The 26248-nt window shown below is 68.9% G+C and carries 18 protein-coding genes and 1 tRNA gene; 7 read left to right on the forward strand and 12 right to left on the reverse strand.

The window, feature by feature from the left end; genetic code table 11:
- Window positions 1–11: 11 nt before the first annotated feature.
- Entirely contained in the window at window positions 12–1376 is a 1365-nt protein-coding gene (gene ltrA / locus ACY34H_RS11290) for a group II intron reverse transcriptase/maturase (protein WP_464977593.1), read from the forward strand.
- 226 nt (window positions 1377–1602) lie between these two features.
- Here ltrA and ACY34H_RS11295 read toward each other — a convergent pair whose 3' ends face one another.
- A complete protein-coding gene (locus ACY34H_RS11295; RefSeq protein ID WP_464977594.1) occupies window positions 1603–2397 on the reverse strand; it encodes an AraC family transcriptional regulator in 795 nt (264 codons plus the stop codon).
- 146 nt (window positions 2398–2543) lie between these two features.
- On the opposite strand from ACY34H_RS11295, the gene ACY34H_RS11300 reads away from it, so the two are divergent.
- Window positions 2544–3689: an MFS transporter gene (locus ACY34H_RS11300; RefSeq protein WP_464977815.1), complete on the forward strand. Its 1146-nt coding sequence runs from the start codon at window positions 2544–2546 to the stop codon at window positions 3687–3689.
- Window positions 3690–3766: 77 nt separating this feature from the next.
- On the opposite strand, the gene dbpA is transcribed toward ACY34H_RS11300, so the two are convergent.
- The 11 genes from dbpA to ACY34H_RS11355 form a co-directional block, all read right to left on the reverse strand.
- Window positions 3767–5173 carry an ATP-dependent RNA helicase DbpA gene (gene dbpA / locus ACY34H_RS11305; protein WP_464977595.1) on the reverse strand — a complete coding sequence of 469 codons (1407 nt, stop codon included), beginning with the start codon at window positions 5171–5173 and terminating at the stop codon, window positions 3767–3769.
- 72 nt (window positions 5174–5245) lie between these two features.
- Window positions 5246–5470 (reverse strand): hypothetical protein, encoded by a 225-nt coding sequence (locus tag ACY34H_RS11310; RefSeq protein ID WP_464977596.1) that lies wholly within the window; start codon window positions 5468–5470, stop codon window positions 5246–5248.
- Window positions 5471–5592: 122 nt separating this feature from the next.
- Window positions 5593–7236 (reverse strand): acid phosphatase, encoded by a 1644-nt coding sequence (locus ACY34H_RS11315; protein WP_464977597.1) that lies wholly within the window; start codon window positions 7234–7236, stop codon window positions 5593–5595.
- Window positions 7237–7398: 162 nt separating this feature from the next.
- Window positions 7399–7475, reverse strand: a tRNA-Met gene (locus tag ACY34H_RS11320).
- 86 nt (window positions 7476–7561) lie between these two features.
- On the reverse strand, window positions 7562–8719 hold the full coding sequence (locus tag ACY34H_RS11325; RefSeq protein ID WP_464977598.1) for a methyltransferase: 1158 nt from the start codon (window positions 8717–8719) through the stop codon (window positions 7562–7564).
- Window positions 8720–8793: 74 nt separating this feature from the next.
- Window positions 8794–9696, reverse strand: coding sequence for a hypothetical protein (locus tag ACY34H_RS11330; protein ID WP_464977599.1), 903 nt, complete (start codon window positions 9694–9696; stop codon window positions 8794–8796).
- Window positions 9697–9755: 59 nt separating this feature from the next.
- Window positions 9756–9965 (reverse strand): hypothetical protein, encoded by a 210-nt coding sequence (locus tag ACY34H_RS11335; RefSeq protein ID WP_130188438.1) that lies wholly within the window; start codon window positions 9963–9965, stop codon window positions 9756–9758.
- Between the two features lie 33 nt (window positions 9966–9998).
- Entirely contained in the window at window positions 9999–13784 is a 3786-nt protein-coding gene (locus ACY34H_RS11340) for an AAA family ATPase (RefSeq protein WP_464977600.1), read from the reverse strand.
- Window positions 13781–15013, reverse strand: a complete 1233-nt coding sequence (locus tag ACY34H_RS11345) for an exonuclease SbcCD subunit D C-terminal domain-containing protein (RefSeq protein WP_464977601.1) — start codon at window positions 15011–15013, stop codon at window positions 13781–13783. Before ACY34H_RS11345 ends, ACY34H_RS11340 begins: the two co-directional genes overlap by 4 nt.
- Window positions 15014–15141: 128 nt before the next feature.
- Entirely contained in the window at window positions 15142–15903 is a 762-nt protein-coding gene (locus tag ACY34H_RS11350; protein WP_464977602.1) for a PEP-CTERM sorting domain-containing protein, read from the reverse strand.
- Window positions 15904–15988: 85 nt separating this feature from the next.
- On the reverse strand, window positions 15989–18253 hold the full coding sequence (locus ACY34H_RS11355) for a diguanylate cyclase domain-containing protein (RefSeq protein WP_464977603.1): 2265 nt from the start codon (window positions 18251–18253) through the stop codon (window positions 15989–15991).
- Between the two features lie 206 nt (window positions 18254–18459).
- On the opposite strand from ACY34H_RS11355, the gene ACY34H_RS11360 reads away from it, so the two are divergent.
- The 5 genes from ACY34H_RS11360 to moaE all read left to right on the forward strand — a co-directional run bounded on the left by ACY34H_RS11360 (window position 18460) and on the right by moaE (window position 26205).
- Window positions 18460–19452 (forward strand): DUF2804 domain-containing protein, encoded by a 993-nt coding sequence (locus ACY34H_RS11360; protein WP_464977604.1) that lies wholly within the window; start codon window positions 18460–18462, stop codon window positions 19450–19452.
- Between the two features lie 4 nt (window positions 19453–19456).
- A complete protein-coding gene (locus tag ACY34H_RS11365; RefSeq protein WP_464977605.1) occupies window positions 19457–21955 on the forward strand; it encodes a bifunctional acetate--CoA ligase family protein/GNAT family N-acetyltransferase in 2499 nt (832 codons plus the stop codon).
- Between the two features lie 204 nt (window positions 21956–22159).
- Window positions 22160–22885 (forward strand): hypothetical protein, encoded by a 726-nt coding sequence (locus ACY34H_RS11370; protein WP_464977606.1) that lies wholly within the window; start codon window positions 22160–22162, stop codon window positions 22883–22885.
- 198 nt (window positions 22886–23083) lie between these two features.
- Complete coding sequence (locus ACY34H_RS11375) at window positions 23084–25702, forward strand: DUF349 domain-containing protein (protein ID WP_464977607.1); 2619 nt, start codon at window positions 23084–23086, stop codon at window positions 25700–25702.
- A gap of 20 nt (window positions 25703–25722) precedes the next feature.
- Window positions 25723–26205, forward strand: coding sequence for a molybdopterin synthase catalytic subunit MoaE (moaE, locus tag ACY34H_RS11380; RefSeq protein WP_464977608.1), 483 nt, complete (start codon window positions 25723–25725; stop codon window positions 26203–26205).
- The last annotated feature ends 43 nt before the right edge of the window (window positions 26206–26248 follow it).

The raw sequence follows: 26248 nt of genomic DNA on the forward strand, positions 1-26248 counted from the left end.
TTTTTTCCGGCATGTCGATACAACAGGCAATGCGTCAGATGCCCGCGTCAGCGGGGCGGGAGGCCGTAGGTCAGGGTGAAGCCTTGGCTGCAACTTCCAGCGACGAAGCCTGTGGTCCGCGACATGTGTCAGGAAACGCAGGATCGGCGCTGCTGCAAGCAGCGCTGAGAAGGGAAAATCTGCTGCAGGCGTTCAAGCGTGTGCGTGCCAACAAGGGCGCAGCCGGGGTGGATGGTCGGGACATTGACGAAACCTCGCGCTATCTGGCCGTCGCCTGGCCGGAAATACGCGAACAACTGCTGGCAGGGACGTACCGGCCCCGCCCGGTACGAAGGGTGACGATCCCGAAGCCCGACGGTGGCGAGCGTGAGCTCGGCATCCCGACGGTGACGGATCGGCTGATCCAGCAAGCACTGCTCCAGGTGCTGCAACCGATTCTTGACCCCACTTTCAGCGAGCACAGCTACGGTTTTCGTCCCGGTCGGCGTGCGCAGGATGCGGTACTTGCCGCTCGGGCGTATGTCCAGTCGGGACGACGGATCGTAGTGGACGTGGACCTGTCGAAGTTCTTCGACCGGGTCAACCACGACATCCTGATCGACCGCCTACGGAAACGCATCAATGACGCTGGAGTAATCTGGCTGGTCCGCGCTTATCTGAACAGCGGCATCATGGACCATGGCGTGGTGCAGTCGCGGAACGAGGGGACGCCGCAAGGCGGGCCGCTGTCGCCGCTACTGGCCAACGTCCTGCTCGATGAAGTGGACAAGGAACTGGAACGTCGCGGCCATTGCTTTGCGCGCTATGCCGATGATGCGAACGTCTACGTGCGCAGCAAGCATGCTGGCGAGCGGGTGATGGCGTTGCTGCGCCGTCTCTATGACAAGTTGCACCTCGTGGTCAACGAAGGCAAGAGTGCGGTGGGTAGCGCCTTTGGTCGTAAATTCCTCGGTTACAGCCTCTGGGCTGATCGCAGTGGCGTCAAACTCAAGGTCGCGGATAAGCCGCTGGCAACATTCAAGCAGCGTATTCGGGAATTGACGTGGCGCTCTGGCGGCAAAAGCATGGCACAAGTCGTCGACAACCTGCGCCGCTACATGCTTGGCTGGAAAGGGTACTTCAAGCTGGCTCAAACGCCGAAGGTTTGGCGGAAACTCGATGAGTGGCTGCGCCACAGGCTGAGAGCGATCCAGCTCAAGCACTGGAAGCGTGGAAAAACCATGTATCGGGAATTGCGCAATCTAGGGGCGTCGGAAACGGTTGCGAAGCGGGTAGCCGCTAGCAGCCGATGCTGGTGGCGAAACGCTGATCGGTTGCTGAAAACAGTCCTCACGATCGCTTATTTCGACCGGCTTGGCGTACCACGCCTGTCCTGACCTCAACTACTCGAACCGCCCGGTGCGGACCCGCATGCCGGGTGGTGTGGCAGGGGCGCAGCTTACATTAGCTGCCCCCTATGCCGATTGCCAGTCTCGCAATAAATGTGTGGCTAATTGTTGGGGACAGTCCCCGATTTTTTTACAACAGAAAGTGTTGTAAAAATTCGGGGACTGTCCCCGGTGTTGTTTTGAAACCAGCTCGGCCGTTGGTGCTGTCCGACCGTCAGCCCGGGCCGCGCCATTCTGTCAGGTAATGCTGCGGGGTCTTGCCGAGCAGGCGACGGAACATGCTGGTGAAGGCGCTGGGGCTGGCGTAGCCGAGGCTGGCGGCGATGGTGCCCACGCTTTCGCCGCGGGCAAGCATCGGGAACGCGTGGGCGAGATGGACCTGCTGCACCCATTGGCGGTAGTGCAGGCCGGTTTCTTTCGGGAATAGCCGGATCAGCGTGCGGGCACTGGCGCCGGCGTCCAGCGCGCGGTCCTCGAGCGCGCGGCGACTGCCGGGGTCATCCATGATGTCGGTGCACAGGGCGCGCAGGCGCCGGTCGCGCGGCCATGGCACGGCGATCGGCACGGTTTCCATCGACGCCAGCTCGGACAGGATCAGTTGCGCCAGCTGTTCGCCGCGCCCCGGCATCGGGTAGTCGACCGGCTCGGCCGACAGCGCCAGGATCAGCTCGCGCAGCAGCGCGCTGACTTCCAGCACGCGGCAGCCATCGACGAGGCCCGCGGCAGCAATGGCGTCGATGTACAGCGTGCGCATGTTGACGCGCGACAGCATCGTCAACTCGTGCACGATGCCGGGGGCGATCAGCAGCGCGCGCCGCGGCGGGATGATCCAGACGCCGAGTTCCGTGCGCACCCGCACCACGCCTTCGCTGGCATACAGCAGCTGCACCCATGGATGGCTGTGCGGCACCACGTGTTCGCCATGCTGCGCTTCGGACGGCACGGCCGTCACCGCGCGCGGCAGCGCCCGGAACTTCGGGCAGTAGAGCGTGGAAGCGATGAGTGTCACTTTGGCGACGAAAATTGGAAGAAGCGTTCGGGCCTTACATCTTACACTGGCAGGCCATCATCGATATTCGAGCCATGACTTCCGCATCCAATGCCTCGGCCGCCGCCAGCGCGGCGCCTACCACTCCGGCGCAGCAGGGCGCCGTCATGCAGATCCTGTTCTCCGTTGCCTTCGTCCACCTGCTCAACGATTGCGTGCAGGCGGTATTGCCGTCCATCTATCCGCTACTGAAAGACCAGTTCGCGCTGACCTTTACGCAAGTGGGCCTGATCACGCTGACGTTCCAGTGCACCGCCTCGCTGCTGCAGCCGTGGATTGGCCTGTACACGGACAAGCGTCCGCTGCCGTTCCTGCTGCCGATCGGCATGTGCGTGACCCTGGCCGGCGTCGGCCTGCTGGCGTTTGCGGACACGTTCGCCATGCTGCTGCTGGCCGCGGGCATGATCGGCGTCGGTTCCTCGACGTTCCACCCGGAGGCATCGCGCGTCGCGCGGCTGGCATCGGGCGGGCGCTTCGGCTTCGCGCAATCGCTGTTCCAGGTGGGCGGCAACATCGGCTCGGCGCTGGGGCCTCTGCTGGCCGCCGCCATCATCGTCGGCCGCGGGCAGGGCAAGATCGCCTGGTTCATGTTGCTGGTGCTGGTGGCGGTGGTGGTGCTGATGGGTGTCAGCCGCTGGTATGGCGGGCACCTGAAGAGCGCCGTGCGCAAGGCCGCCGTGCAGCACGCGGCACCGTTGCCGCGCGGCCGCGTGATCGCCGCGCTGGCGGTGCTGGCCATGCTGGTGTTCTCGAAATATATCTACATGGCCAGCCTGTCGAGCTATTACACGTTCTACCTGATCGAGAAGTTCCACGTATCGGTCGATACGGCCCAGATGTACCTGTTCCTGTTCCTCGCCGCGGTGGCGGCCGGCACTTTCGCCGGCGGCCCGATCGGCGACCGCATCGGCCGCAAGCGCGTGATCTGGGTGTCGATCCTGGGCGCGGCGCCATTCACGCTGGCGCTGCCCTACGCGGATTTGGCATGGACCGCCGTGCTGTCGGTCGTGATTGGCCTGGTGATGTCGTCGGCGTTCTCGGCAATCGTGGTGTTCGCGCAGGAACTGGTGCCGGGCAAGGTCGGCATGATCGCCGGGATTTTCTTCGGGCTGATGTTCGGCGTCAGCGGCATCGGCGCCGCTGCGATGGGGCACATCGCCGACGTGGCCGGTATCGAGAAGGTGTACCACATCGCCTCGTTCCTGCCGCTGCTGGGACTATTGGCCGCGCTGCTGCCGAAGATGGAGCGCTGACCCCGCGACGCGCCCGGGCGTCGCGCTGAGACTAACGCTTCTACGTCGCACTTATGCGTCGCGCCTGTACGTCGCGCTTACACGTCAATAAAGCGCATCTTGAAGTTGCGGCCTTTAAAGGTACCGAAGTCGCCGGCCAGCTTGCTGGCCGCATTCAGCCGGGCAAACGCGTCGTGGGCCATGCGCCGGTCGATCGCCACATAGGTCTGGAACTCGGTCACGTTGATCTTGCCGACGTGTTCCTTGGCCAGCTTCGCGTCGCCGGTCAGCGCGCCCAGCACGTCGCCTGCGCGCAGCTTGTCCTTCTTGCCGCCGCTGATGCACAGCGTGAGCATCGGTGCCGGATCGCCGTGGCCGGGATCGTCCTCGTCCAGTTCAGACAATTCGTGCCATTCGGCCGGCGTGTTCTGGTATTCCTCGATCAGCTTGACCCACTTCTTCTCGTTCGGCGCGCACAGGGTCAGCGACAGGCCGCTGCCGCCGGCCCGGCCGGTGCGTCCGATGCGGTGCACGTGCACTTCGGCGTCCTTCGAGACGTCGGCGTTGATCACCGCTTCTAGGTCGGAAATATCGAGGCCGCGCGCGGCGACGTCGGTGGCGACCAGGATCTGGCAGCTGCGGTTGGCGAACAGCACCAGGATCTCGTCGCGCTCACGCTGTTCCAGTTCGCCGTACAGCGCCAGCGCCGAGAAGCCCTGTGCGCGCAGCGTGTCGACCAGTTCGCGGCAATGCACCTTGGTATTGCAGAAGATGATCGCGGAGGCTGGCTGGAAGTGCCGCAGCAGCCGTGCCACCGTCTCGTCGCGCGAGTCGAAGCCGATTTCATAGAAGCGCTGCTCGATCGTCAGCGACGTGTGCTGCGCCTCGATCACCACTTCCACCGGGTCGGCCAGGAAGGCTTCGGTGGCGTGGCGGATATCGTCCGGGTAGGTCGCCGAGAACAGCAGTGTCTGGCGGCGTTTCGGGCATTCCTTCACGATCGCCGCGATGTCGTCGTAGAAGCCCATGTCCGTCATGCGGTCGGCCTCGTCCAGCACCAGCGTGCGGATCGACGACAGGTCGAGCGTCTGCCGCGACAGGTGATCGCGGATGCGTCCCGGCGTGCCGACGACGACGTGCGCGCCATGCTCCAGCGAGGCGATCTGCGGGCGCATCGGCGAGCCGCCCGTCAGCACCAGCACCTTCAGGTTGGCGATGCTGCGGCCGAGCCGGCGCAGTTCGTTGGCCACCTGGTCGGCCAGCTCGCGGGTCGGGCACATCACCAGCGCCTGCGTGGCGAACCACGCCGGGTTGATCGTGTACAGCAGGCCGATGCCGAAGGCGGCGGTCTTGCCGCTGCCCGTCTGGGCCTGGGCGATCAGGTCGCGGCCTTCCAGCACCGGCGGCAGGCTCTCGGCCTGGATCGGCGTCATCGTGCTGTAGCCCAGCGTTTCGAGGTTGGCCAGGAAGGCGTCGGACAGTGGCAGGGAAGCGAAGGAAGTCATGGCGGGCCCGTGGGGCAAAAGGGAAAATCAGTCTATCAGAGCGGCGCGGGTGCACGCCGCACAGGGGAATACTCAGTCCTTGCGCCAGACGGGCAGGCCGGTCACGTCCAGCTGTTCGTCGCGCTGCCAGACGGGCAGGCCGCTGGCATCGGTCGGGGCAAGCAATTCGAGCTGTTCGTGCCGGAGCGCGACGCGACGCGCGCGTGGCGCCGGCGGCGCCTTCGGTTCCGGCTGCAGCGGCTCGGCGGGGCCGAAACCGGGCAGGTCGAATGTCGCGTTGTCTTTTTTGTCTCTCATCGTGTGGCGTGCAAAAACAAAAGCCCGGCTTTGGCAGTCGGGCTTTTCATCTGAAGCGGCGCGCAGTGTAACACAGCGCCACGGGTTTGTGCTGCGTGGGGCTGCCCGCGTTTCGCTGGACCTCAGCGGAACGCCAGCGTCGCAGTCAGGTCGCCCGGTGGCCGCGCGCCGCGTTCGGCAAAGGCCTGGTTGCGAGCGGCAAGGCCTTCGAGCAGCGGCAGGTCGAAGCGCCGCGTGATGAAGCGCAGGATCGACGTGGTGTCGTAGAAATTGTGGTCGACGCTGCCTTTCTTTGCAAAGGGCGAGACGACGATCGCCGGGATGCGCGAGCCCGGCCCCCAGCGGTCGCCCTTGGGTGGCGCGACGTGGTCCCACCAGCCGCCGTTCTCGTCGAACGTGACCACCACCACCATGTCCTTCCACTGCGGCGAGGCTTTCAGGTGCGCCAGCACGTTGACGATATGCTGGTCGCCCGATTCGATATCCGAATACCCGGCATGCAGGTTCAGGTTCCCCTGCGGCTTGTAGAAGCTCACGGCGGGCAGCTTGCCGGCCACCACGTCGGCCAGGAACCTGTTCGAGATCGGGCTGTCGCCCAGGCCGCCGTCGCGCAGGTGTTTTTCGCGCGCGGCCGTGCCGGGTGCGAAGCTCCTGAAATAGTTGAACGGCTGGTGGTGCGACTGGAAGTTCGGCTTCGCGCCGCCGCCCAGCTCATCGAGCGCGGCCTGCCACGCGCCGCCATACCATGCCCAGCTGACGCCCTTGCGGGACAGCAGGTCGCCGATCGTGTCATAGGTCTGCGGCGGCAGCACTCCCGCGTCGTCCGGATCCGCCAGCATTGGATCGCCGTCGAACGGCGGCCGTACCCAGCTGGGCTGGTAGGGCGTCGCCATCGTGTTCACCGCATAGCCGTCCGGCGTGATGGCGCCGTCGTTGACGAATTTCGCCTTGCCGTCGAGCGCGGACTTCGGGCTGTCCGGCGCCAGGGCCAGGCGCGAACCGGCGGGGCCGTCGGCCGTCACGCAGATCTTTTTCTTCGCCCTGGTGTCCTTTGCATGGAAATACTCCGGGGTGCGGCCGGAAATCAGGAACTGGTGGTTCAGGTAGGAACCGCCGAATGCCGCCATGAAGAAGTTGTCGCACAAGGTAAATTCGCGCGCCACCTGCCACAGGCCCAGGTTTTTGCTCGTCTGGCCGTAGTGGCCCATCACCAGGCCGCCGGCATCGGTCCAGGCGACAAAGCCGTCGTTCCTGCCGCCGTTGATCTGCATCTGGTTCTGGTAGAAGCGGTGCTGCAGGTCGCGCGTGATCAGGGCTTCCGGCAGCGGCTTGCCGCTGGCGTCCTTCAGTGCGTAGGGCGCGTTCGGCAGGCCCCTCACGTCGTCTTCCTTCAGTTCGTAGCGTTTGCCGGCCAGCTCCTGCGGCGCGGCCAGCGTGCCGCCCCATACCTTCGGCAATTCGGGCAGCACGCTGCCGTCGTAATCGCGCTGCACGTATCGCTCCGGCGGCACGTCGGCGAGCGGCGATGCCTCGCCCGGGAAACCGGCGAACAGGTTGTTGAAGCTGCGGTTTTCCAGGTAGATGACGACCACGTTCTTCACGTGCTGTTTCAGCCTGGCGTCCAGCGAGCCTTTGGCGGCTTGCCTGGCTTGCGGCGCCGCCGATGGAGCGATGGCGGGCAGGGCGCCGATGGCGCTTGCCGCCGCGGCCGCGCCGAACAGCCGGCGCCGCGAGGGTTTCGATGGAAGATCGTGCTGGTCCGACACGGCGGCTCCTGAATTTCTGGAAACAAAGACCCGAGTGTAGGCAGCGCGTCCGGCAGCGTCAAGGCGGCCGTTTCAGGGGGGGGCGATCGGCGCGCGAGCGTCCATGGAAACCCATGAAAAAACCGCCGGTTCCATCACTGGAAACCGGCGGTTCTTTGAATCTGGTTGCGGGGACAGGATTTGAACCTGTGACCTTCGGGTTATGAGCCCGACGAGCTGCCAGACTGCTCCACCCCGCGTCTGAGGCAAGAATTATATACGCTGGTGCCGTATTGCGCAAGCATGCATGAAACTAGTTCCTTGCAGGCCGGATGCAGGCCCTAATTCAGGCCGCACCCAGCCGCCACAGCGACGTCACCTCGGCCGCCCGCGCCGCATGCAGCGGGTCCTCGGCATCGCCCGCTTTCGGGTGCACCGGCTTGACGTCCTGCCGGCCCAGCACCACCAGTCCGGCCTGGGCGATCCATTCGAGCAGTTGCGCGCGCGGCCGCAGGCCCAGGTGCTCGGCCAGGTCGGACAGGATCAGCCAGCCTTCGCCGCCTTCGGCCAGGTGGTCCTTCAGGCCGGCCAGGAAGCCCTTCAGCATCCGGCTGTCCGGATCGAACACCGCGTGCTCGATCGACGAACTCGGCCGCGCCGGCACCCACGGCGGATTGCACACCACCAGCGGCGCGCGGCCCGGCGGGAACAGGTCCGCTTCCAGCAGTTCGACCTGCTCTTCCAGCTCCAGCCGGTGGATGTTGTCGCGCGCGCAGGAGAGGGCGCGGCGGTCCATGTCGGTCGCGATCACGTGCGGCACGCCGCGCCGTGCCAGCACGGCACTCAGTACCCCGGTACCGGCGCCGATGTCGAACGCCACATTGGTCTTTTTCGGCAGCGGCGTTTCCGCCACCAGTTGCACGTATTCGCCGCGCACCGGCGAGAACACGCCGTAGTGCGGGTGGATGCGTGCGCCGAGTGCCGGGATCTCGACGCCGGTCTTGCGCCACTCGTGCGCCCCAACCAGGCCCAGCAGTTCGCGCAGCGAGATCACGAACGCGTCCTCGCCGCGGCCGTAGGCTTCGTTGCAGGCGAGTTTCACGTCCGGCGCGCGGCGCAGCGGGATCGTGTAGCCGGGTTCGAACGGGATCAGCAGCATGGCCAGCGTGCGCGCGCGTTGCGACTGCGCCTGGCGGTGCAGGTGGAAAGCTTCGGTCGGCGTGGCCGGTACCTTGGCAGGCTTGTTCTTGCCTTTGCCGGGCTTGCCCTTGCCATGCTTGCCGTCGGCGCGGCGTGCCAGCGCCTGCAGCAACTGCCGGGCATTCTGGAAATCGCCGCGCCACAGCAGCGCCGTGCCTTCGCAGGCAAGCCGGTAGGCGGTATCGGCGTTCAGCGTGTCGTCGGCAACGACCACGCGCTTCGGCGGCGGCATGCCCGCCTCCGAATGCCAGCGGGCGGAACGGTCGGTTCCTTGTTCGGTCCAGTGGAGGAGGGATGTGTCCATATGCGTCCTGCTAAGGTGGTAAACGGCGAAACCGCCTGCACGGCGGTTTCGGACTGCGGCACCTATTATAGCGGTCAGGACGCGTCGTCCGGCGGCGGCGTGGTCGAGATGGTCAGCGGAATGTCGCCGGCGGACTTGACGATCGGCGCCTCCACCGGGGCTTCCGCCACGGGTTCGGTCGGCACCTTGATCGGCATTTGCGTCTTGTCGGTCGCCGGCCCGAACGCGGGTTCCGCGCCGGATTCGACCTGGTAGGCCTTGACGGGCGACGCCGGGGCGTACGTGTCGAGCGACTGCGTGTTCTTGACGAGCTGCATCAGCCGCACCGACAGGCTGCCCAGCACATCGCCGTTTTCGCCCTGCTTCACGTCGCCGGAAATCGGCTTGTCCATCAGCTTGAACAGGTCGCCCAGGCTGCCGGGCCAGTCGATATCGGGGAACTCGAAGGCCGGCAACTGCTGCGGCGTATTCTGCTCAGTCTGCTTCGCCCCTTCCTTGCCGGAAAAGCCGGCGCTCATCGACGACTCGTACCGCACTTCCACTTCGAAATCGTACTTGCTGCCGTCGGCCAGCGTGATCGTACCCTTGCCGAGGAAGTGCGAACTCTCGTTCAGGCTGAAGGCGGAGGCATTGCGGAGTCCTTCCGCGCCCTCGCTGCGCAGCGTGCCGGCGGCGAAGGTCGACGAGGTGTCGAGCGACACGGAATCGAAGGCGATCGTCGCGCCTTTGGCGCTGTCGCCCAGCAGTTGATGGGCGAACTTGCCGAGGAAGTTCTGCGCCAGGTCGATCGTGTCGTTGCCGAGCGCATCGATGCGCTGCTGCAGGTCGACCGCCCCGGAGGACAGGGCGACATTGCTGCTGGCCTTGCCGGCTGCCGTTTGCGGTACGGCAGTGTTGCCGCGCGCCGGCTGCTGGGTCGATCCGGCGAGGGCGGAATTCTGGTACTGGCGGGTGCCGAGTGGAGAGAGCGAAGACATGGCTGGCCTCTTTGACTATGTCCCTCTACATCGGCATGCGCGCCGATTACTTGAGGAAATCAGTGATGGTGGGTCCACAGGCCGTTCGAGGCCAGGTATGCCTGTACGGCATCCGGCTGTCCCACGGCATGCAGCTTCACTTCGCCGCACGCGCACACGCCGGAATAGGGCGTGATGTGCGAGCAGGCGGAAACTTTCTGGACGGTCACTTTGACCGCCTTGGCGCATTTCGCGCACTTGAATGTCAGGGTACGTGGTGCTTTGAACATGTTTTCAACAACAGGGAACGATAAGCCGCCATTTTAACAGGCAACGCTTACATGGCTGCGGCCGCCTGCACCGGGCTGCACCAGGATCCGCGTGGCGATCCGTTCCGTCATCTCCTGCACGTGGGAGATCACGCCGACCTTGCGGCCCATCGCCTGCAGGTTGTCGAGCGCGTCCATCGCCACCCGCAGCGTTTCCGCATCCAGGCTGCCGAAGCCCTCGTCGATGAACAGCGATTCCACGCGCACCCGGTTCGACGACAGCGAGGCCAGTCCCAGGGCCAGCGCCAGCGACACGAGGAACGATTCGCCGCCCGACAGCGAATGCACCGAGCGCAGGTCGTCGCCCATGTGCAGGTCGCGCACCAGCAGCCCCAGCGATGGCTGCGACGGGTTGTCGATGCGCAACAGCTGGTAGCGCGGCGCCAGCTGGCGCAGGTGGGCGTTGGCATAGCCGAGCAGCACGTCGAGCGTGAACTGCTGGGCATAGTTGCGGAATTTCTTGCCATCCGCGGAGCCGATCAGTTCAGCCAGCCTTGCCCAGCGGCGCTCGCTGGCCTCCTGTTTTTCCAGGTCCGCCAGCATCGCGCTGGCGCGGCGGCGGCGTTCGTCATCCTGCGCCAGCGCCACCTTCAGGGCGGACGCCGCTTCCTGCGCGGCGCGGCGCTCGGCCGCGAGGGCATCGAGCGCCTCGCGCAGGGGCTGCGGGCCGTCGTCGGCACCGGCCGGCGCCGTGGCCCGATGCTGTTCCAGTTGCGCTTCGCGCTCGCGCAGCACGGCCAGCGCCTGCGCCACCGCACCGTCCAGCGCCTGCAAGGCTTGCCGCTCGGCGCGGATTTCCTCCTGCGGATGGGCCAGCAAGGCCAGCAGCTCGTCCACGGACGCGACCCCGTCCACCGGCGCCGCGAACAGGTCCGGCTCGACATGGGCGTGGCGGAACGTTTCCAGCCATGCGGACAGTTCCTGGTGGGCGATGCCGGCCGCTTCGTCCAGTTCGGCAAGGCGGCGCTGCGCCTGCGCCAGTGCTTCGTCGCAGCGGGCGCGCGCCTGGGCGGCCTGCTGGCCAGCCTCCTGCTGCGCGCGCAAGGCGGCGTGGGCCGCTTCGCAGGCAGTGCGCAGCCGCGTTTCGACTTCGCCCACGGGCGCACCGTTCCACAACGCCACGCGCTGGGCGCGCGCCGCCTGCAGCGCTTCGTCCGCCGCCAGGAAGGCGGCGCGCGCGGCATGCTCTTCGGCGGCCACCTTCGCGTGCGCCTCCTGCAGCGCCGCCAGTTCGATATCCAGTGCCGCGATCTTCGCGGCGCGCTCGTCCAGGTCGGCGTGCTGCTTCTGCCACTGGCGGCTCTCGGCCTGGCGCAGCGCATGGAAGTGCCCGGGGTCCTGGCGCCAGTGGTCCTTCCAGCCCTCGGCTCCCGTCTCGGGCGCATCGGCAAACGCCGGATCGAGATCGTCCAGCAGCGCGTCGAGGTGGTGGATGGCATCGATGTGCTGCGAATGCAGTGCTTCGGCCTGGGCCTGCGCCTGCGCCAGCGCGGTCGCGGCACTTCCCTGGCTGGCCTGGCAGCGCGCCTGTTCCGCGGCGGCGCGTTCGCATGCGCCCTGCGCGCGGTCGCGCACGGCGGCGGCCTGGCGCATCGCCTGCTCCTGCCGCGCCACTTCCTGCAATGCCGCGGCGGCTTCGGCCAGGCGGGCGGACAGCCAGGCGGCACGCGCATCATCGGCCACGCCGGCGCCATCGTCGAGGGTTGCCAGCATGGCATCCCAGCGTCGGACCAGTGCCGCCACCGCGGGCGCCAGCGCCGCGAGTTCGTCGCGCACCTGCGCCAGCCGGGCCGCGTTCGATGCCGCCAGCGCGCGCTGGGTCGCTTCCTGTTCGATCGTACGATGCTGCGCCGTGCGCCAGCGCGCCACGTCGCCGCGCAATGTGTCGAGCATGCCGCGCAGCCGGTCGTTGCCGTGATACGGATGGTCGGCCGATCCGCACACGGGGCAGGGCGCGCCGTCTTCCAGCGTGGCGCGCAACTGTTCGACGCTTTCGCCGCACGCCGCTTCAGCCACCGCCAGCGCGCGCTCGGCCTGCGCCAGCGCGGCCTGGCCGGCGGCAAGGTCGGCGCGGGCCGCCTCGGCCAGCGCCTGCGCGGCGGCATGCGCCTGCTCCAGTTGCGCTGCCTGCGCGGCCAGCGCCGCGTGGCGTTCGCTGCCGGCGACCAGGTCGAGCCACAGCCGTTCGCCATCCTGCAGCGCGGCGCGCCGTGTTTCCAGCGCCGTGCGCCGTGAACCCAGCGCTTCGGCGTCGAAGGCGGCCAGCGCCGCCACCGCGGCGGCGCGCTCCGCCTCGGCCGCGCGCAGCGTTTCGGCGGCGGCGGCCAGGCCGGCCCGGGCGGCCGCTTCCTCGTCGCGGTGATGCCCGGCGCGGCGCTGCGCGTCGGCCAGTTTCGCGGCGATCGCCGTACTTTGATGGGCGGCGCGGCCGGCCTGCGTGAACAGTTCTTCCCAGCGCGGCCACTGCTGGCCCAGCACTGCCCAGTGCCGGCGCCCCTCCAGCCAGGCGTGGGCGGATTCCTGGGCGGCGACGAGGCCGCGGCGCTCGTTGCGCTTGTCGGTCAGTGCCGCGGTCGCCGCGGTCACGGCCGCCACGGCGGCATCGCGGGCGGCGCGCGCCCGCGCATGCTGCGGCTGCATCGCGTCGATGCGGGCGTCGAGCGCCTTGGCCCGGTCCAGCTGCGGGCCGGCGTCGCGCCGGGCGGCCTCGGCGGTTTCCACCCCATGGGCGGCCTGCTGCTGCGCTGCAGCGGCGGCGCCCTGCGCGCGTCCGGCCTGCTCCGCGTCTTGGCGGCAGCGGGCGATCGCGGCCCGGGCCCCGGCGGCCTCGCGTGCCACGCGCTGTACCGCGTCGTGCAGCGGCCGCGCTTCCTGTACCGCGTCGAGCTTGTCGAGCGCGGCGCGGCGCGGCGCGGCCGCCGCCACGTCGGCGATGCGTGCCAGCCGGGCCGCTTCGGCCTGGACGATGCCGTCGGCAAGCCGCGCCGCACCCTCGTGCCAGCGCAGGTCCGTTTCCAGCGCCACCTTGCGGCCGTCGAGCACCGCCAGCGTTGCTTCGGCCTGCCGTGCCTGCGCCTCCGTTTCCTGGCGCTCTTCGCCCGACAGCGGCTTCTGGTCCGCCAGCCGCGCATGCATTTGCTGCAGCGCCTGCGCCTCGAGCTTGTGGCGCTCGTGCGCGCGGCGCGACAGGTCGCTGTAGACGGTGCTGCCGGTCAGCGTTTCCAGCAGCAGGCCGCGTTCGTCGTCCTGGGCCTTCAGGAACGTGGCGAACTCGTTCTGCGCGAGCAGCACGGCGCGCGTGAACTGGTCGAAGTTCAGACCGATGCGTGCCTCGATTTCCGCCTTCACCTCGGTCTTGGTGCCGCCGATCGGCTGCAGCTCTGGCAGCCGGTGCAGCGTCATCGCCGTCGGTTGCAGTGCCCCCGTTGCCCGGGTGCGCGAGCGGCGCACGCTCCAGCGCGCGCGGTACGAGATGCCGTCGCTGCCGACGAAATCGACTTCCGCGTGGCCTTCCGGCGTGCCGCGGCGCAGCAGCGTTCGCGAATCGTCCGAGCCGATCGGGTCGCCCACGTCCGGCGTCTTGCCGCGCGCATGCACGAGGCGCGGCGTGCGGTCGTACAGTGCCAGGCACAGCGCATCGAGCAGGGTGCTCTTGCCGGCGCCGGTCGGGCCGCTGATCGCGAACAGGCCGGCGGACGCCAGCGGGTCGCTGCCGAAATCGACCGAGAATTCATCGGCCAGCGAGGCCAGGTTGCGGCCGCCGATACGCAGGATCCTCATCGTGCCGGCTCCGCCAGCAGCAGTTCGGCGAAGGCGGCCATCTGGTCGTCCGGCGCATCGGCATCGAATTTTTGCCGGTACAGCCGTGCGAACACGTCGGCCGGCTGCAATTGCGCGAGCTGGTCCAGCGACACCGCCGCGTCGTCGAGCGAGCCGCCGCGGCGGCCGCTGCTGGTCTCGATCTTCGCCAGCCGTACATGCTTGCCTTCCAGCGCCGCTTCGATGCGGGCGCGCAGGCCGGGCTCGGGCGCATCGAGGCGCACGCGCACTTCCAGGTAGGGCTGGGCATAGGCGGGCGCCAGCGGGAAGTCGAGCGCTTCCAGTTCGTCGAGCACCTGCTCGAGCGGCGCGGGCCGGGTCGGCACGCGCAGCAGGTGCACGGCGCGCGGCACCGGAACCGGCACCGTTTCACGCAAGGCATCGCCGTCGAGGTCGATGCGCAGCACCTGGTGCTGGTAGTGCACTTCGGAAAACGACAGCGGCAGCGGGCTGCCGCAATAGCGGATGTGGGCGTGGCGGCCGATCTGCTGGGCCAGGTGCAGGTGGCCCAGCGCGGCATACGCGATCGACGGGCCGAAGATGCCCGCAGGCAGCATCTCGGTGCCGCCGATGACGATGCGGCGTTCCGAGTCGGCCGACATCTGGCCATCGACCATGTGGCAGTGGCCCATCGCCACGATGGCCTGGCCGGGCTGGCGCAGCGTTTCGGCATGGGCCAGCGCCTGCCGGTACAGCTCGGCGATGCCGGCCAGGTAGGGATCGCCGCCGCCTTCCACGCGCGGCACGTCGGACGGCCGCAGGAACGGGACCGCCAGGCACCACGCGGCCACTGCGCCGTCGCGGTTGGTCAGCGGATGCACCATGCGCGCCACGTCGACCGCGCCGTCCGCGTTGCGCTCCACATTGCCGACCACGCGCGTGCCGAGTTCCTCGAGCAGCGGGCCGGGAGCGTCGATGCGGCCCGGCGAATCGTGGTTGCCGGCCACCAGCATGATGTCGAGCCCGGGCGCCGCCGCCCTGGCCTGCCGCAGGAACCGGTACAGCTGGCGCTGCGACGCGGCGGAAGGATTGGCGTTGTCGAACACGTCGCCGGCGATCAGCAGCGCGTCGGCCTGTTCGGCAACGATGGTGTCCAGCAGCCAGTCGAGGAAGCACTGGTGTTCGTAATGCCGGTCGAAATTATGGAGCGACTGGCCAAGGTGCCAGTCGGAAGTGTGCAGCAGGCGCATGAAGTTACCAGACGGAGCGGAGCTCGATGGAGGGTGGGCCGGAAGCGCGACAGTGTAGCGCATCGCGGCCGGGGCGGATAGCGCCGCCGCCCCTGGCTGTCCGCAGGCCGGCTGCCCAGCCGCGCCGGTCAGCCGCTTCTGCTGCCGCCCCTGCTGCCGCCCCTGCTGCCGCGCCGCGCCGCGCCCGCCAGCAGCGCCAGGCCGGCGCCGAACATCGCATACGTGGCCGGTTCCGGCACTGCCAGGGCCAGGTTGTAGTCGAAGCGCTGCGCCAGGCCCGTGCCGTCGCCCAGCAGGTTCAGGCTGTCATCAGGCAGCTTCTGCCAGTCATAGATCGAAAAGCCCTTCGTCAGCGGGTCCGCGTAAAAGGCGGTGGCTGGTTGCAACACCGACTTGATGGCCAACTGATCGGCACCCATGAACACGTATTGCTGGATCGTTGCCAGGTCGCCGAACGTGGTCGGATCGAAACTGATGGTCTGGTAAAAACGTTTCGTGGTGCGGCCAGCACCGTCCGTGTCGGACAGGATCTGCGACGTGACCTCGCCGGTCGCGTTCAGGCGGTACAGCTGCCCGTCCAGCCGCAGCGAGATCCGCAGCGCCGCATCGCTGGCCTGCATCCAGTTGCTGTCCGCGCTGGACAGCACGTTGGCGCTGTCGAACACGCTGGTCACCGTCAGGTCGAACACCCGGCTGCCGACGATATCGCCTTGTGGAAACAGTCCCGGCAGGTTGAATGCCGCGGTGTTGCCTTCGGTATGGGTCGTAAGCGTGTAGGTGTCGGCCATTGCCGGGGAGCACGCCAGAGCGACGAGCAGGGCGGCGCTGCCGCGCAATGCCGCCGGCAAGCGGCGCGGCGGAAGCGAATGGTAGTCGGGGGTAGCTTTCATCGTTGGGGCTCCTGAGGGTCACGCCGCGGGCGGCTGACTTCCAGTATATAAAGCTGAGCCTTGCCGTGGCGCACTGTATGACTGTTCAGGATGCGATCATGCCTGGTTGCTGGCTGGACAGCGTCCCGCCGGTACGGAACGTGTTGCGCCCGGCCTGCTTGGCCTCGTACAGCAGCGCGTCGGCGCGCGCCAGCAGTCCGGCCGGATCCAAGCCGCCGCCGCCGCCGTAGAAGGCCACGCCGATGCTGGTGGAAATGTTCGCCCGCACGCCGTCGAGGTCGAACGGCGCGGCCACCGCGGCCACCAGTTTGGCGGCGGTGCGTTCGGCATCCTCGCAGCGGTGCAGGCGTTCGAGGATGAGGGTGAACTCGTCGCCGCCCAGCCGGGCCACCGTGTCGGTGTCGCGCAATGCATGGGTCAGGCGGCCGGCGAACGCCTTCAGCAGCGCATCGCCCACCGCGTGGCCATGGGTATCGTTGACGGGCTTGAACCGGTCGATATCCATGTACATCACCGCCATCAGCGTGCCATGCGCGCGGCTGTATTCCATCGCCGCGCCCAGCCGGTCCATGAAACCTGCACGGTTCGTCAGGCCCGTCAGCGCGTCGATCGTCGACAGCCGCAGCAGGTGCTGCTTCTCGCGCCGGTGCGCGGTCACGTCGGTGCGCACCACGTGGAAGCCGATGACGCCGCGGTGCTCCTCGTCCCACTGGGGGATGTAGCGCACCTCGAAGCTGCGCTGGCCACCGTCCGGCCGGGGATCTTCGTCTTCCTCGAACGTGACGGTCTCGCCGGCCAGTACGCGCCGCACCCAGGGTTGCAGCTGCGCATAGCGGCGTTCGCCGATGACGTCGCGGGCGCGCCGGCCGATCGCCTGCACGCCCAGGCGCGTAAACTCCTGTTCGTAGACCAGGTTCTGGAAGCGGTACACTTCGTCGACGTCGACGTAGGCGATCATCGCCGGCATCATGTCGGCCAGCGTGCGCAGGCGCGCCTGCTGCTGCCGGCTTGCCAGTTCGGCCTGCTTGCGGGCCGTGATGTCGCGCGTGGTGACGGCCACGCCGTCGTCGATCGCCACGATCTGGTGCTGCAGCCAGCGCGGCGTGCCGGTGCGGGTCTCGAACTCCTCTTCGAGCGGCTCGCCCGTGTCGAGCACGCGGCGGTATTTGTCGAGGAAGCCTTCGGCGCGCCATGCCGGCACCAGCACGCCGATCCGGCGGCCCAGCAGGTCGGCACGGGCGTGGCCCAGGATCGCCGCGCCGCGCTCGTTGACATCGACCAGGATGAAGTCCCCACCGCACGATTCGCGGCAGGCCTTCAGCAGGAACACCGCATCGAGGCTGGCATCGGCCGCCGCGCGCAGCTGGCGCTGTGCTTCATGCGCCGCCCGCGTGCTGTTGCGCAAGCGCCGCGCCTGCTGCCGCAATGCCGCGACGAACGCCAGTACGACGGCGGACGCCACGGCGGCGGCGCCCACGTAGATCGCCCGGCGCCGCTCGAAGCGGGCCAGCGCGTGCGCCTTCGCCTGGCCGACGACCGCCGTCAGCGCGAAGCGGGGCATGTCGCGGAATGCGTAGATGCGTTCGATGTCGTCCACCGGGCGCCGCGCCAGCGCTTCCTCGGGGCTGGCGGCCGCATCCTTGCGTGCGGCGAACGCCAGCGTGCCGTCGTTGAACACGCGATCGTCGATACGGTTGGTGGACAGGCCGGTGTCGCGGCTCAGCAGGCCGACATAGCCGCCGGGACCGGCTTCCAGGCGATCGTAGTCGTCGATGAACAGCGCCGGGTCGACCAGCATGACGATGGCACCGGCGAAGCTGCCGCCGGCCCCGTCGAGGCGGCGGGCGATGCGGATGCGCCAGGCGTTCGGAGCGGTGTCGACGGCCGGGTTGGAAAACTGCGCCATGTCGCCTTGCGATCCGGCCAGCGCGCGGAACCAGCCCGCAGCGCCTGCCTGTGCGGCGAAGCGGCCATGCAGGCTGTCGGCAAGCCGGCCGTCGGGCCCGTACAGCGCGACCGGCAGCACCAGCCGGGGCGGCAGCAGCGAGGCCAGCAGGCCATTCCGGCGCGCGAAGTCCGCCAGGCGCAGCGTGCCGCCGGTTTCCTCGAACTTCAGCTTGAACAGCTGTGTCGCATGGTCGACCTGGCGCAGCAGGAAGCCGGTGTTCTCGGCCAGCGTGCGCGCCTGCGCGTGGCTTTGCTGCAGCGCCTCGTGGCGCGCCGTGGCGCGCTCCTGGCGCACCTGCCAGTACACCGCCGCCCACATCGCCGCCAGCACCACGGCCGCGAATGCCGGCAGCAGCAGCGCCCGGTACACCCTGCGCCATGCGCTCGTTCGATCTTTCGCCACCGGCTCTCCGTTCTGGACTGATTGCGTGCTCAACGCCGGTATTCTGCCCGGAATCGCCCGGCGCGGCAGGAACGGTGTGGCCGGCGGCCGACATGCCTTAGAATGACTCGCCTCACCAATGGAACCATCGGAACCATCGTCTTGAAAGAATTGATACCCATGTTGCCGCGCGGGATGTGCCTGCTGCCGGCCGCGGAGCGCGCGGCATGAACGCGATCCATGCGACGCTGCCGCCGGCGCCGGAGCGCATCGTCGGCGCGGACGGCCGGCCCGTGCTGGGCCGCCACGCCGGCATCCTGCGCGGCTGCGACTGGGAGCGGCTGGCGCCGCCATATGCGCGCGGTGCGCTGTGGCGCCGGCTGCACCACAAGCGCTGGCACTACGTGACACTGGCAAGCGAGGGAATGCTCTGCGCCGTCGCCATCGTCGACCTGGGCTGGATGACCAGCTGTTTCGCCTACGCGTTCGAACGCGGCGACGGCGACATGCTGGCCAATTTCTCGCAGGACGGCTGGCCGGGCCGCCTGTCGGCCACGCTGGCCGCCGATGCGCGCGGCACCAGCACGTTCTCGCGTCGCGGCGTGTTCATCGACATCGGCCCGTCCGGGCTGTCGCTGCGCAGTCCCTGGCTGGAAATCGACGCCTGCTTCGGCACCGCGCCGGCGCCGGCGCTGGTGGCTTCGGGCCTCGTCAAGGGCGGCGCGGTGCATGCCACGCAAAAAAGCGGCGGCCTGCCGCTGGAAGGCGAGGTACGCACGTGGCGCGGCGAGTATCCGCTGCATGGCGGCACCGCCAGCATCGACTATTCGAACGGCCTGCTGGCGCGGCAAACGGCGTGGCGCTGGGCTTCCGGCCACGGCGCGGACGTCGGGTTCAACCTGCAGGCCGGCTATTTCGGCGCCAATGAAAACGCCCTGTGGATGGACGGCGGGCTGTTCCCGCTGGGGCCGGCCCGCTTCATCCACGCCGCCAGCGATCCGATGGAGCCGTGGCGCGTATTCACCGAAGACGACTGCCTCGACCTGGTGTTTACGCCCGTGGCGGCGCGGCGCGAGCAGCGCAACCTGCGCATCGCCGTCAGCCGCTACGTGCAGCCGCTCGGTACGTTTTCGGGCTGGGTGCGCAGCGCGCCGGAGGCGCCGAAGCGGATGGTGAGCCACCTGGCCGGCGTCACCGAACAGCACTTCGCGCGCTGGTGAACCCATGAGCATCCGCCACCTGGACCGCCTGTTCGAACCGCGCTCGGTGGCGGTGATCGGCGCTTCGCGCCAACCCGGGCGGATCGGCACCACGGTGCTGGACAACATGGCCGGCAGCGGTTTCGCCGGCGCGCTGTGGCCCGTCAATCCCAAGTACGACACGCTGCTCGGCATCCCGTGCTACGCCAGGGTGGCGGCGCTGCCGGCCGCGCCCGACCTGGCGGTGATCTGCACCCCGCCGGACACGGTGCCGGGCCTGGTGGCCGACCTGGGCGCGCGCGGCACCCGCGCGGCGGTCGTGCTGACGGCGCTGCCGCCGCACCTGCGCGCGGCGATGCTGAAGGCGGCGCGGCCGCACCTGCTGCGCATCCTCGGCCCCGGCGGCATCGGCCTGATCGGCCCGGCGGCGGGTGTCAACGCGAGTGTCGCGCACACCGGCGCTCGGCCGGGCCGTACCGCCTTCGTATCGCAATCGGGTATGCTGATGACGGCCGTGCTGGACTGGGCGCGGCAGCACCAGATCGGTTTTTCACGCGTGGTCTCGGTGGGCGAGGGCGGCGACGTCGACGTGGCCGACCTGCTCGACTGGCTGGCCGGCGATGCCGATACGCAGGCGATCGTGCTGCACATCGAGAGCGTCAGCGGCGCACGCAAATTCATGTCGGCAGCCCGTATCGCCGCGCGCGGCAAACCGGTCGTGGTGCTCAAGTCGGGCCGTGGCGCAGGATCCGGCAGTGGCGACGACCTGGTGGTGGATGCGGCGATCCGGCGCGCCGGCATGCTGCGCGTGTACTCGTCGGCCGACCTGTTCGACGCGGTGCAGACGGTGGCGCGCGCGCGCCCGCTGGCGGGCGAACGGCTGGCCGTGGTCAGCAACGCGGCCAGCCTGGGTTTGCTGGCCACCGACGCGCTGGCGTGGACCGGCGGCCAGCTGGCGCCGCTGTCGACGGCCACGCTGCGCGCGTTGAAGGCCGTGGCGGCGGAGGGCGTGGCGGCCGCCAATCCGCTCGACATCGGCACCCGCGCCGATACCGCGGCCCATGTGGCGGCCGTGCGCGCGCTGCTCGACGAAGCGCAGGCCGACGCACTGCTGCTGGTGCACGTGCCCACGCCGGCAGCCGGCAGCAGCGACGTGGCGCGCGCGCTGGTGCCGCTGGTGCGCGCGGCGCGGCAGACCGTGCTGTCGTGCTGGCTGGGCGGCGACGAGGCGGCCGATGCCCGCGCGGTGTTCGCCGATGCCGGCCTGGCCACCTACGACACGCCGGAAAAGGCGGTGCGCGCTTTCCGGCAGATCGTCCAGTACCGGCGCAACCAGGCGCTGCTGATCGAAGTGCCGGCCGGGGTGCCGGCCGCAGGGGAGCCGGAACGGGCTGCGGCGCGCGCCATCGTCGCTGCCGCGCGCGGCGCCGGGCGGACCGAACTGGACGATGCCGAATGTGCCGCGCTGCTGGCGGCTTATGGAATTCAAAGCGGAAGCCAAAGCGGAAGCCAAAGCGGAATTCAAAGCGGAATCCGGAGCGGGGTGCAGGACGCAGCGCAGGACGGCCGGCACCAGGGGCAGGCGGCCGGCGAGGCTGCGGCCGGCGACACGCCGCTGCTGCGCATCGCGGTGCACATGGACCCCGTGTTCGGCCCGGCGCTCGAATTCGGGCTGGGCGGTGCAGCCGGGCGCGTCGTGCGCGACCGCGCCGCGGGCCTGCCGCCGCTGAACATGGTGCTGGCGCGCGACATCGTGGCGCGCACCCGCGCCGGCGCCGCGCTGGCCGGGGCGGACGCGGTCTGCCGCGCGCTGGTGCAGGTGGCGGACCTGGTGACCGACCTGGCCGAGGTGGCGGAACTGGAGCTCGATCCGGTGCGGCTGGCCGCGGCCGGGACAGGCACCGGCGCAGCGCAGGAGTTCACGCTGGCCGCGCCGGGTGCCCGTATCGTGCTCGGCCCGCCGCGGCCGGAGGCGGCGCTGGCAATCCGGCCGTACCCGCAGGCGCTGGCCGAAACGGTCGACTGGCAGGGAGGCCCGCTGTTGCTGCGGCCGATCCGTCCAGAGGATGCCCCGGCCCACGTGCGCTTTTTCGCGGCGCTGGATCCGGAAGACGTGCGGCTGCGCTTCTTTTCCGCGTTGCGGGAGCTGCCGCCAGCCCAGCTGGCGCGGCTGACGCAGATCGACTACGACCGCGCGATGGCGTTCATCGCCACCCGGCCGGGGCCCGATGGCGCCGCCGAGACGCTGGGTGTGGTGCGGGCAGTGGCGGATCCGGACGATCGCCGTGCCGAGTTCGCCATCGTCGTGCGCTCCGACCTGAAAGGCAAGGGCCTGGGCGTGATTCTGTTCGGCAAGCTGGTCGATTATTTCCGTGCCAGGGGCACCGGCAGCCTGACCGGCGACGCACTGGCGGAAAACACGGGGGTGCAGGCATTGGTGCGCCGCTTCGGCGGTGCGGTGCAGCCGGGGAGCGAACCGGGCACGGTGCTGCTGACAGTCCCATTGCATAGGAATTCATCTTAGTCCGGTCGGAAACTCCGCAGCCAACTTTGCGCTGTGTCAAAGTGTCCATGTCGCTGTTATTTACACTTTGGTTTCTGCGATTTGTCGCGCTTCGGCGTCGCCATGGTGTGCAATGGCAGCGCAAAGTCAGCGCAACGTCCAAAGTCGGCGCAGCGGCAGCGCAGTGATTCATAACGCTGTGACAATAACTATACCGGAGACAGAATGTTAACCGCCACTTACACGCTGGTCGCACTGTCCGTCGAACAGGCCAATGTTCGGCTCAGCCTGCTTTCATTCCAGAAATATGTGCAATCGACGCTGACCCGCCAGCAAAGCCTGACGCTGGGCCAGCTTGAATACGCATGCGAAACGCTCGAGCGCCTGTACCAGGCATGCAGCTGGCGCAAGGTCGAGCTGTACCTGATCCCGGCCCTGCGCCAGGCAACCCAGCGTGCCGACCAGTTGCTCGACGAATTGTCGCGCCTGAACGGTCTCGCGCTCGACGTGGTACGCCGCCTGAAGGACGGGGCGTGCCATGCCGCGCCACATGGCAGCCGGCCCGGACAGGAATGCGCTGCCGAGTACCTCGAGGTGCTGGCCCGGGAACCCGGCCAGGAGCCCGGGATCGGCCATGTTACGGCGTTTTGCGAGGCAATCGACAGCTTTTGCACCACCTTGCTGCAACGGCTGGAAAAGGAAGAGAAGGAATTGTTCGCCATTGCCCGCAGTGCGATCTGCGGCGACGCGTGGTTCGCCATCGCCAACAAGCTGCTGGCGCACGACGCCCAGGTGGCCGAGGCACGCCGCTGCGGCGCCGACGATGCCACCGTGATCTCGCTGGTGCCGCGGCTGGCACCGCCGGCCGAGCCGGTAAACGCGATCGACCTGCGCATGCCCGCCGTACGGGCCCGCGCCCGCGCGCTGCCGCGCGCTGCCGGCGCCGACTGAACGGCAGGCTGGTAACCAGCCGGGCGGCGCCGATCGCGCGGCGTCGATCCGTCTGCGGGGGTGTGCCGGAGTTGTACCGGGGTTGTGGCGGGGTTGTGCCGGGTTTTGCCGGGTCTTGCCGGTCCCGGCCGCGGGAAGCGACGCCGCGAAAACCGGTGCTGCGCTATGATGGCGGTTTTGATCCATCCATAGCACATCATGTTTGAATTCCTCTTCAAGCGGCCCGGCGACAAGGGCACCGAATCGCAGGCCGCGCAGGGGCAACACGCGGAGGCCGGGCGTGGCGACAAAAATGGTGGCCAGGGCGGCGGGGCTGCCGCCCAGGACGGTCCCGACGGCAAGGAAGCACGCCGTGCCGAGCAGGCCGCGCGTGCCAGGTCGCTGGCCGGCGATGAAGCCGCGGCCGTGGCGCTGATCCTGCAGAGCGAATTTGCGGATGTGCGGCTGGCCGCCGCCGAGCATGTCGTGTCGCAGCCGGCGCTCGAGCAGGTGCAGGCCGCCGTGCGCAACACGGACCGCCGCGTGGCCAAGCTGATGCAGGGCCGGCTCGATGCGATCCGCCACCGTCAGATGGAGCAGCGCCAGGCCGAGGCCAGCATTGCGCAGGCGCAACGCCTGCTGCAGGAAGAGAAGCTGACGCCGAACCAGGTCGCCGACCTGGATCGCCTGTGGAAAGTCATCGATGCCCCTCCGCAACTGGCTGCCGAGTTCGACCGGCTGCGCGCCGCACTGAGCGGTCGCCTCGAAGCACAGGTGGACTTGCAGCGCGCCACGATCGATGCGCTGGCGGCGCTGCGCAGGCTGGCAGCCGCGCCGGCAAACGGCGATGAGCCGTTGCTGGAACTGGAGCGGCTGGCCGCCGAACATGCCGCACGGCTTGCGGCGCCCGAGCATGGCACCCTGCCGCGTCACCTGCTGCAGGACGTCGACGCGGCGCTCGACGCGGCCCGCGCCGCGCTGGTCCGCCCGGCCGCCGCGGCCGAGCCGCCGGCCGCCGAGGTGGCGCCCGCGCCGGCATCCGCGGCGCCTGCCGGGCAGGCGGAGCCGGACGGCGGTACTGAAGCGGAGCAGGGCAGCGACATGGCAGGGGGCGCCGAAGGCGGCACGCCTGCGGGCGAGAACGCCGCCGCGGCGGCGCCGGCAGCCGCGCCGGCGGCAGCCGCCCCGCCCCGTGCGCCGAAGGAAAAGAAGATCACGCCCGCCGACCGCGAAGCGAACGAGCGTTTCATGGCGCTGGTCGAGGCGATGGATGCGGCGCTGGCGCAGGGCCAGTTGCACACGGCTGCCGAGCACGACAAGACGCTCAAGGACAGCAAGACGGGCCGCCTGACGACCCAGCAATCGGAGCGTCTTGCGCACGTGCGCGCCGAGTACAAGCGGCTGTCGGCGTGGGCCCGCTGGGGCGGTAATGTGTCGCGCGAAGAACTGGTCCATGCCGTCGAGGAACTGCCCGCACAAAACCTGGCGATGAGCGAGCTGGCCAGGAAGGTCAGCGCGATGCGCGAGCGGTGGAAGTCGCTGGACAGCGTTTCCGGTGCCGCGCCGAAGAGCCTGTGGGAGAAATTCGACGCCGCCTGCACCGCCGCTTACGCGCCGGCTGCCGCGCACTTCCGCCACCTGGCCGACGAGCGCCATGCCAACGCCGCCAAGGCGCAGGCGATGGTCGACGAGGTCAACGCACTGGTCGCCGATTCGCCGGCCGCGCGCGAGGACTGGCGCGGCCTGGCGTCCGCCTCGCAGCGCCTGCGGCAGGCATGGAGCCGGCTGGGCACGATCGATCGCAAGGACAAGAAGCGCCTGGATACCGCGTTCGGCAAGGCGATGGAAACGCTGATGGCACCGCTCGAGGAGCAGCGCGCCATCGAGGTCGCGCGCCGCGAACAGCTGATCGAGGAAGTCTACAAGCTCGACCCGGCCGACCGGCACACGGTCGATACGCTGCGCGGCCTGCAGGAAGCCTGGCAGGGCCATGCCAAGGCGCTGCCGCTGGAACGCCGGCAGGAGCAGGCGCTGTGGCAGAAATTCCGTTCCGCCTGCGACTCGATCTTTGCAAAGCGCAAGGAATCGGCCCACGCCGCCGACCATGAACGCAAGGCGCACCTGCATGCGCGCGAAGCGATCTGCGCGCAGCTGGAAGGGTTCACGGCCGACGGCGACGACAAGGCCCGGCAAGCGGCGATCGGCAAGGCGCTGCGCGAGGCCGCCACCGCGTGGCATGCCAGCGGCCCGGTGCCGCGCGCGGCCGAGGCGCGCATCGAGGGGCGCTACCGCGCCGCCGTGGCGAAACTGCAGGGCGAGGCGGACGCGCTGCGCAAGCGTGCCGGCACCGCGCAGGCGAATGCGCTGCGCGACAAGCTGCGGCTCGTGCAGGCGCTGGAGAACGCGCTTGCCGCGCCCGGCCCGGTCGATGTGGAAGAGTGGAAAGGCCGTTGGGCCGCATTGCCGCCGTTGCCGGCCGACCATGAGCGCACCTTGCATGGCCGCTTCGATGCCGCGCTGCGCGCCGCGGCGGCCGATGCCGCCGCGCGCGGCGCGTATGCCGGAACGCTGGAAGCGAACCGCTCCCGGCTGCTGGCCGAGGTGCTGCGACAGGAAATCGTGGCCGGCATCGACAGCGGCGCCGAGTTCGCGCGCGACCGGCTCAGGATGCAGGTCGAAGTGCTGCAGGATTCGCTGAAGTCCGGCCACAAGGCCGGCAATGCGGGTTCGCAGGCTGCCCAGTTCGTGCAGCTGTGCGCGCTGCCGGCGCTGCTGGACGACCGCACGGCCAGCCGCATCGAAGCGCTGTTCCGCCGCCTCGGCGCGGAGGGGCGATGAGTTTGCCAGTGAGTTCGCCCATGAGTTCGACCACGGACGATGGCAGGATGCCGCGGGTGCGTGTCCAGCAGGAGGACTTCGATCTGTCCGCCGAGCTCGCGCGGCTGCGCGCCGGCAATCCGAAAGTGGGCGCCATCGTCAGTTTCGTGGGCACCGTGCGCGACCTGAACGAGGGTTCGCACGTGGCGTCGATGGAGCTCGAGCATTATCCGGGCATGACCGAACAGTCGATCGACCGGATCATCGACCAGGCCGTGGAACGCTGGCCTGTCCACGACGCGCTGGTCATCCACCGCGTCGGACCGCTGCTGCCGCGCGACCAGATCGTGCTGGTGGCGGTGACGTCGGCCCATCGCGGCGACGCGTTCGCGGCCTGCGAATTCATCATCGACTACCTGAAGACCGAGGCGCCGTTCTGGAAAAAGGAAGAGACGCCGGAAGGCGCGCGCTGGGTCGATGCGCGGGTCAGCGACGACGAGGCGCTGGACAAGTGGAAGACGTGATCCGGAACGCAGCCCGAACCCTGCTTGTTGGCAGGGCGTCTTG

The organism is Pseudoduganella sp. jia 9 (assembly GCF_055502615.1).

What these genes read in the sequence shown, in the direction of transcription:
- ltrA (WP_464977593.1), top strand. Translation starts at nt 12, where the DNA reads ATGTCGATACAACAGGCAATGCGTCAGATGCCCGCGTCAGCGGGGCGG.
- ACY34H_RS11300 (WP_464977815.1), top strand. Translation starts at nt 2,544, where the DNA reads ATGCAGATCCTGTTCTCCGTTGCCTTCGTCCACCTGCTCAACGATTGC.
- dbpA (WP_464977595.1), bottom strand. Translation starts at nt 5,173, where the DNA reads ATGACTTCCTTCGCTTCCCTGCCACTGTCCGACGCCTTCCTGGCCAAC.
- ACY34H_RS11310 (WP_464977596.1), bottom strand. Translation starts at nt 5,470, where the DNA reads ATGAGAGACAAAAAAGACAACGCGACATTCGACCTGCCCGGTTTCGGC.
- ACY34H_RS11325 (WP_464977598.1), bottom strand. Translation starts at nt 8,719, where the DNA reads ATGGACACATCCCTCCTCCACTGGACCGAACAAGGAACCGACCGTTCC.
- ACY34H_RS11330 (WP_464977599.1), bottom strand. Translation starts at nt 9,696, where the DNA reads ATGTCTTCGCTCTCTCCACTCGGCACCCGCCAGTACCAGAATTCCGCC.
- ACY34H_RS11335 (WP_130188438.1), bottom strand. Translation starts at nt 9,965, where the DNA reads ATGTTCAAAGCACCACGTACCCTGACATTCAAGTGCGCGAAATGCGCC.
- ACY34H_RS11340 (WP_464977600.1), bottom strand. Translation starts at nt 13,784, where the DNA reads ATGAGGATCCTGCGTATCGGCGGCCGCAACCTGGCCTCGCTGGCCGAT.
- ACY34H_RS11345 (WP_464977601.1), bottom strand. Translation starts at nt 15,013, where the DNA reads ATGCGCCTGCTGCACACTTCCGACTGGCACCTTGGCCAGTCGCTCCAT.
- ACY34H_RS11350 (WP_464977602.1), bottom strand. Translation starts at nt 15,903, where the DNA reads ATGAAAGCTACCCCCGACTACCATTCGCTTCCGCCGCGCCGCTTGCCG.
- ACY34H_RS11360 (WP_464977604.1), top strand. Translation starts at nt 18,460, where the DNA reads ATGAACGCGATCCATGCGACGCTGCCGCCGGCGCCGGAGCGCATCGTC.
- ACY34H_RS11365 (WP_464977605.1), top strand. Translation starts at nt 19,457, where the DNA reads ATGAGCATCCGCCACCTGGACCGCCTGTTCGAACCGCGCTCGGTGGCG.
- ACY34H_RS11370 (WP_464977606.1), top strand. Translation starts at nt 22,160, where the DNA reads ATGTTAACCGCCACTTACACGCTGGTCGCACTGTCCGTCGAACAGGCC.
- ACY34H_RS11375 (WP_464977607.1), top strand. Translation starts at nt 23,084, where the DNA reads ATGTTTGAATTCCTCTTCAAGCGGCCCGGCGACAAGGGCACCGAATCG.
- moaE (WP_464977608.1), top strand. Translation starts at nt 25,723, where the DNA reads ATGAGTTCGACCACGGACGATGGCAGGATGCCGCGGGTGCGTGTCCAG.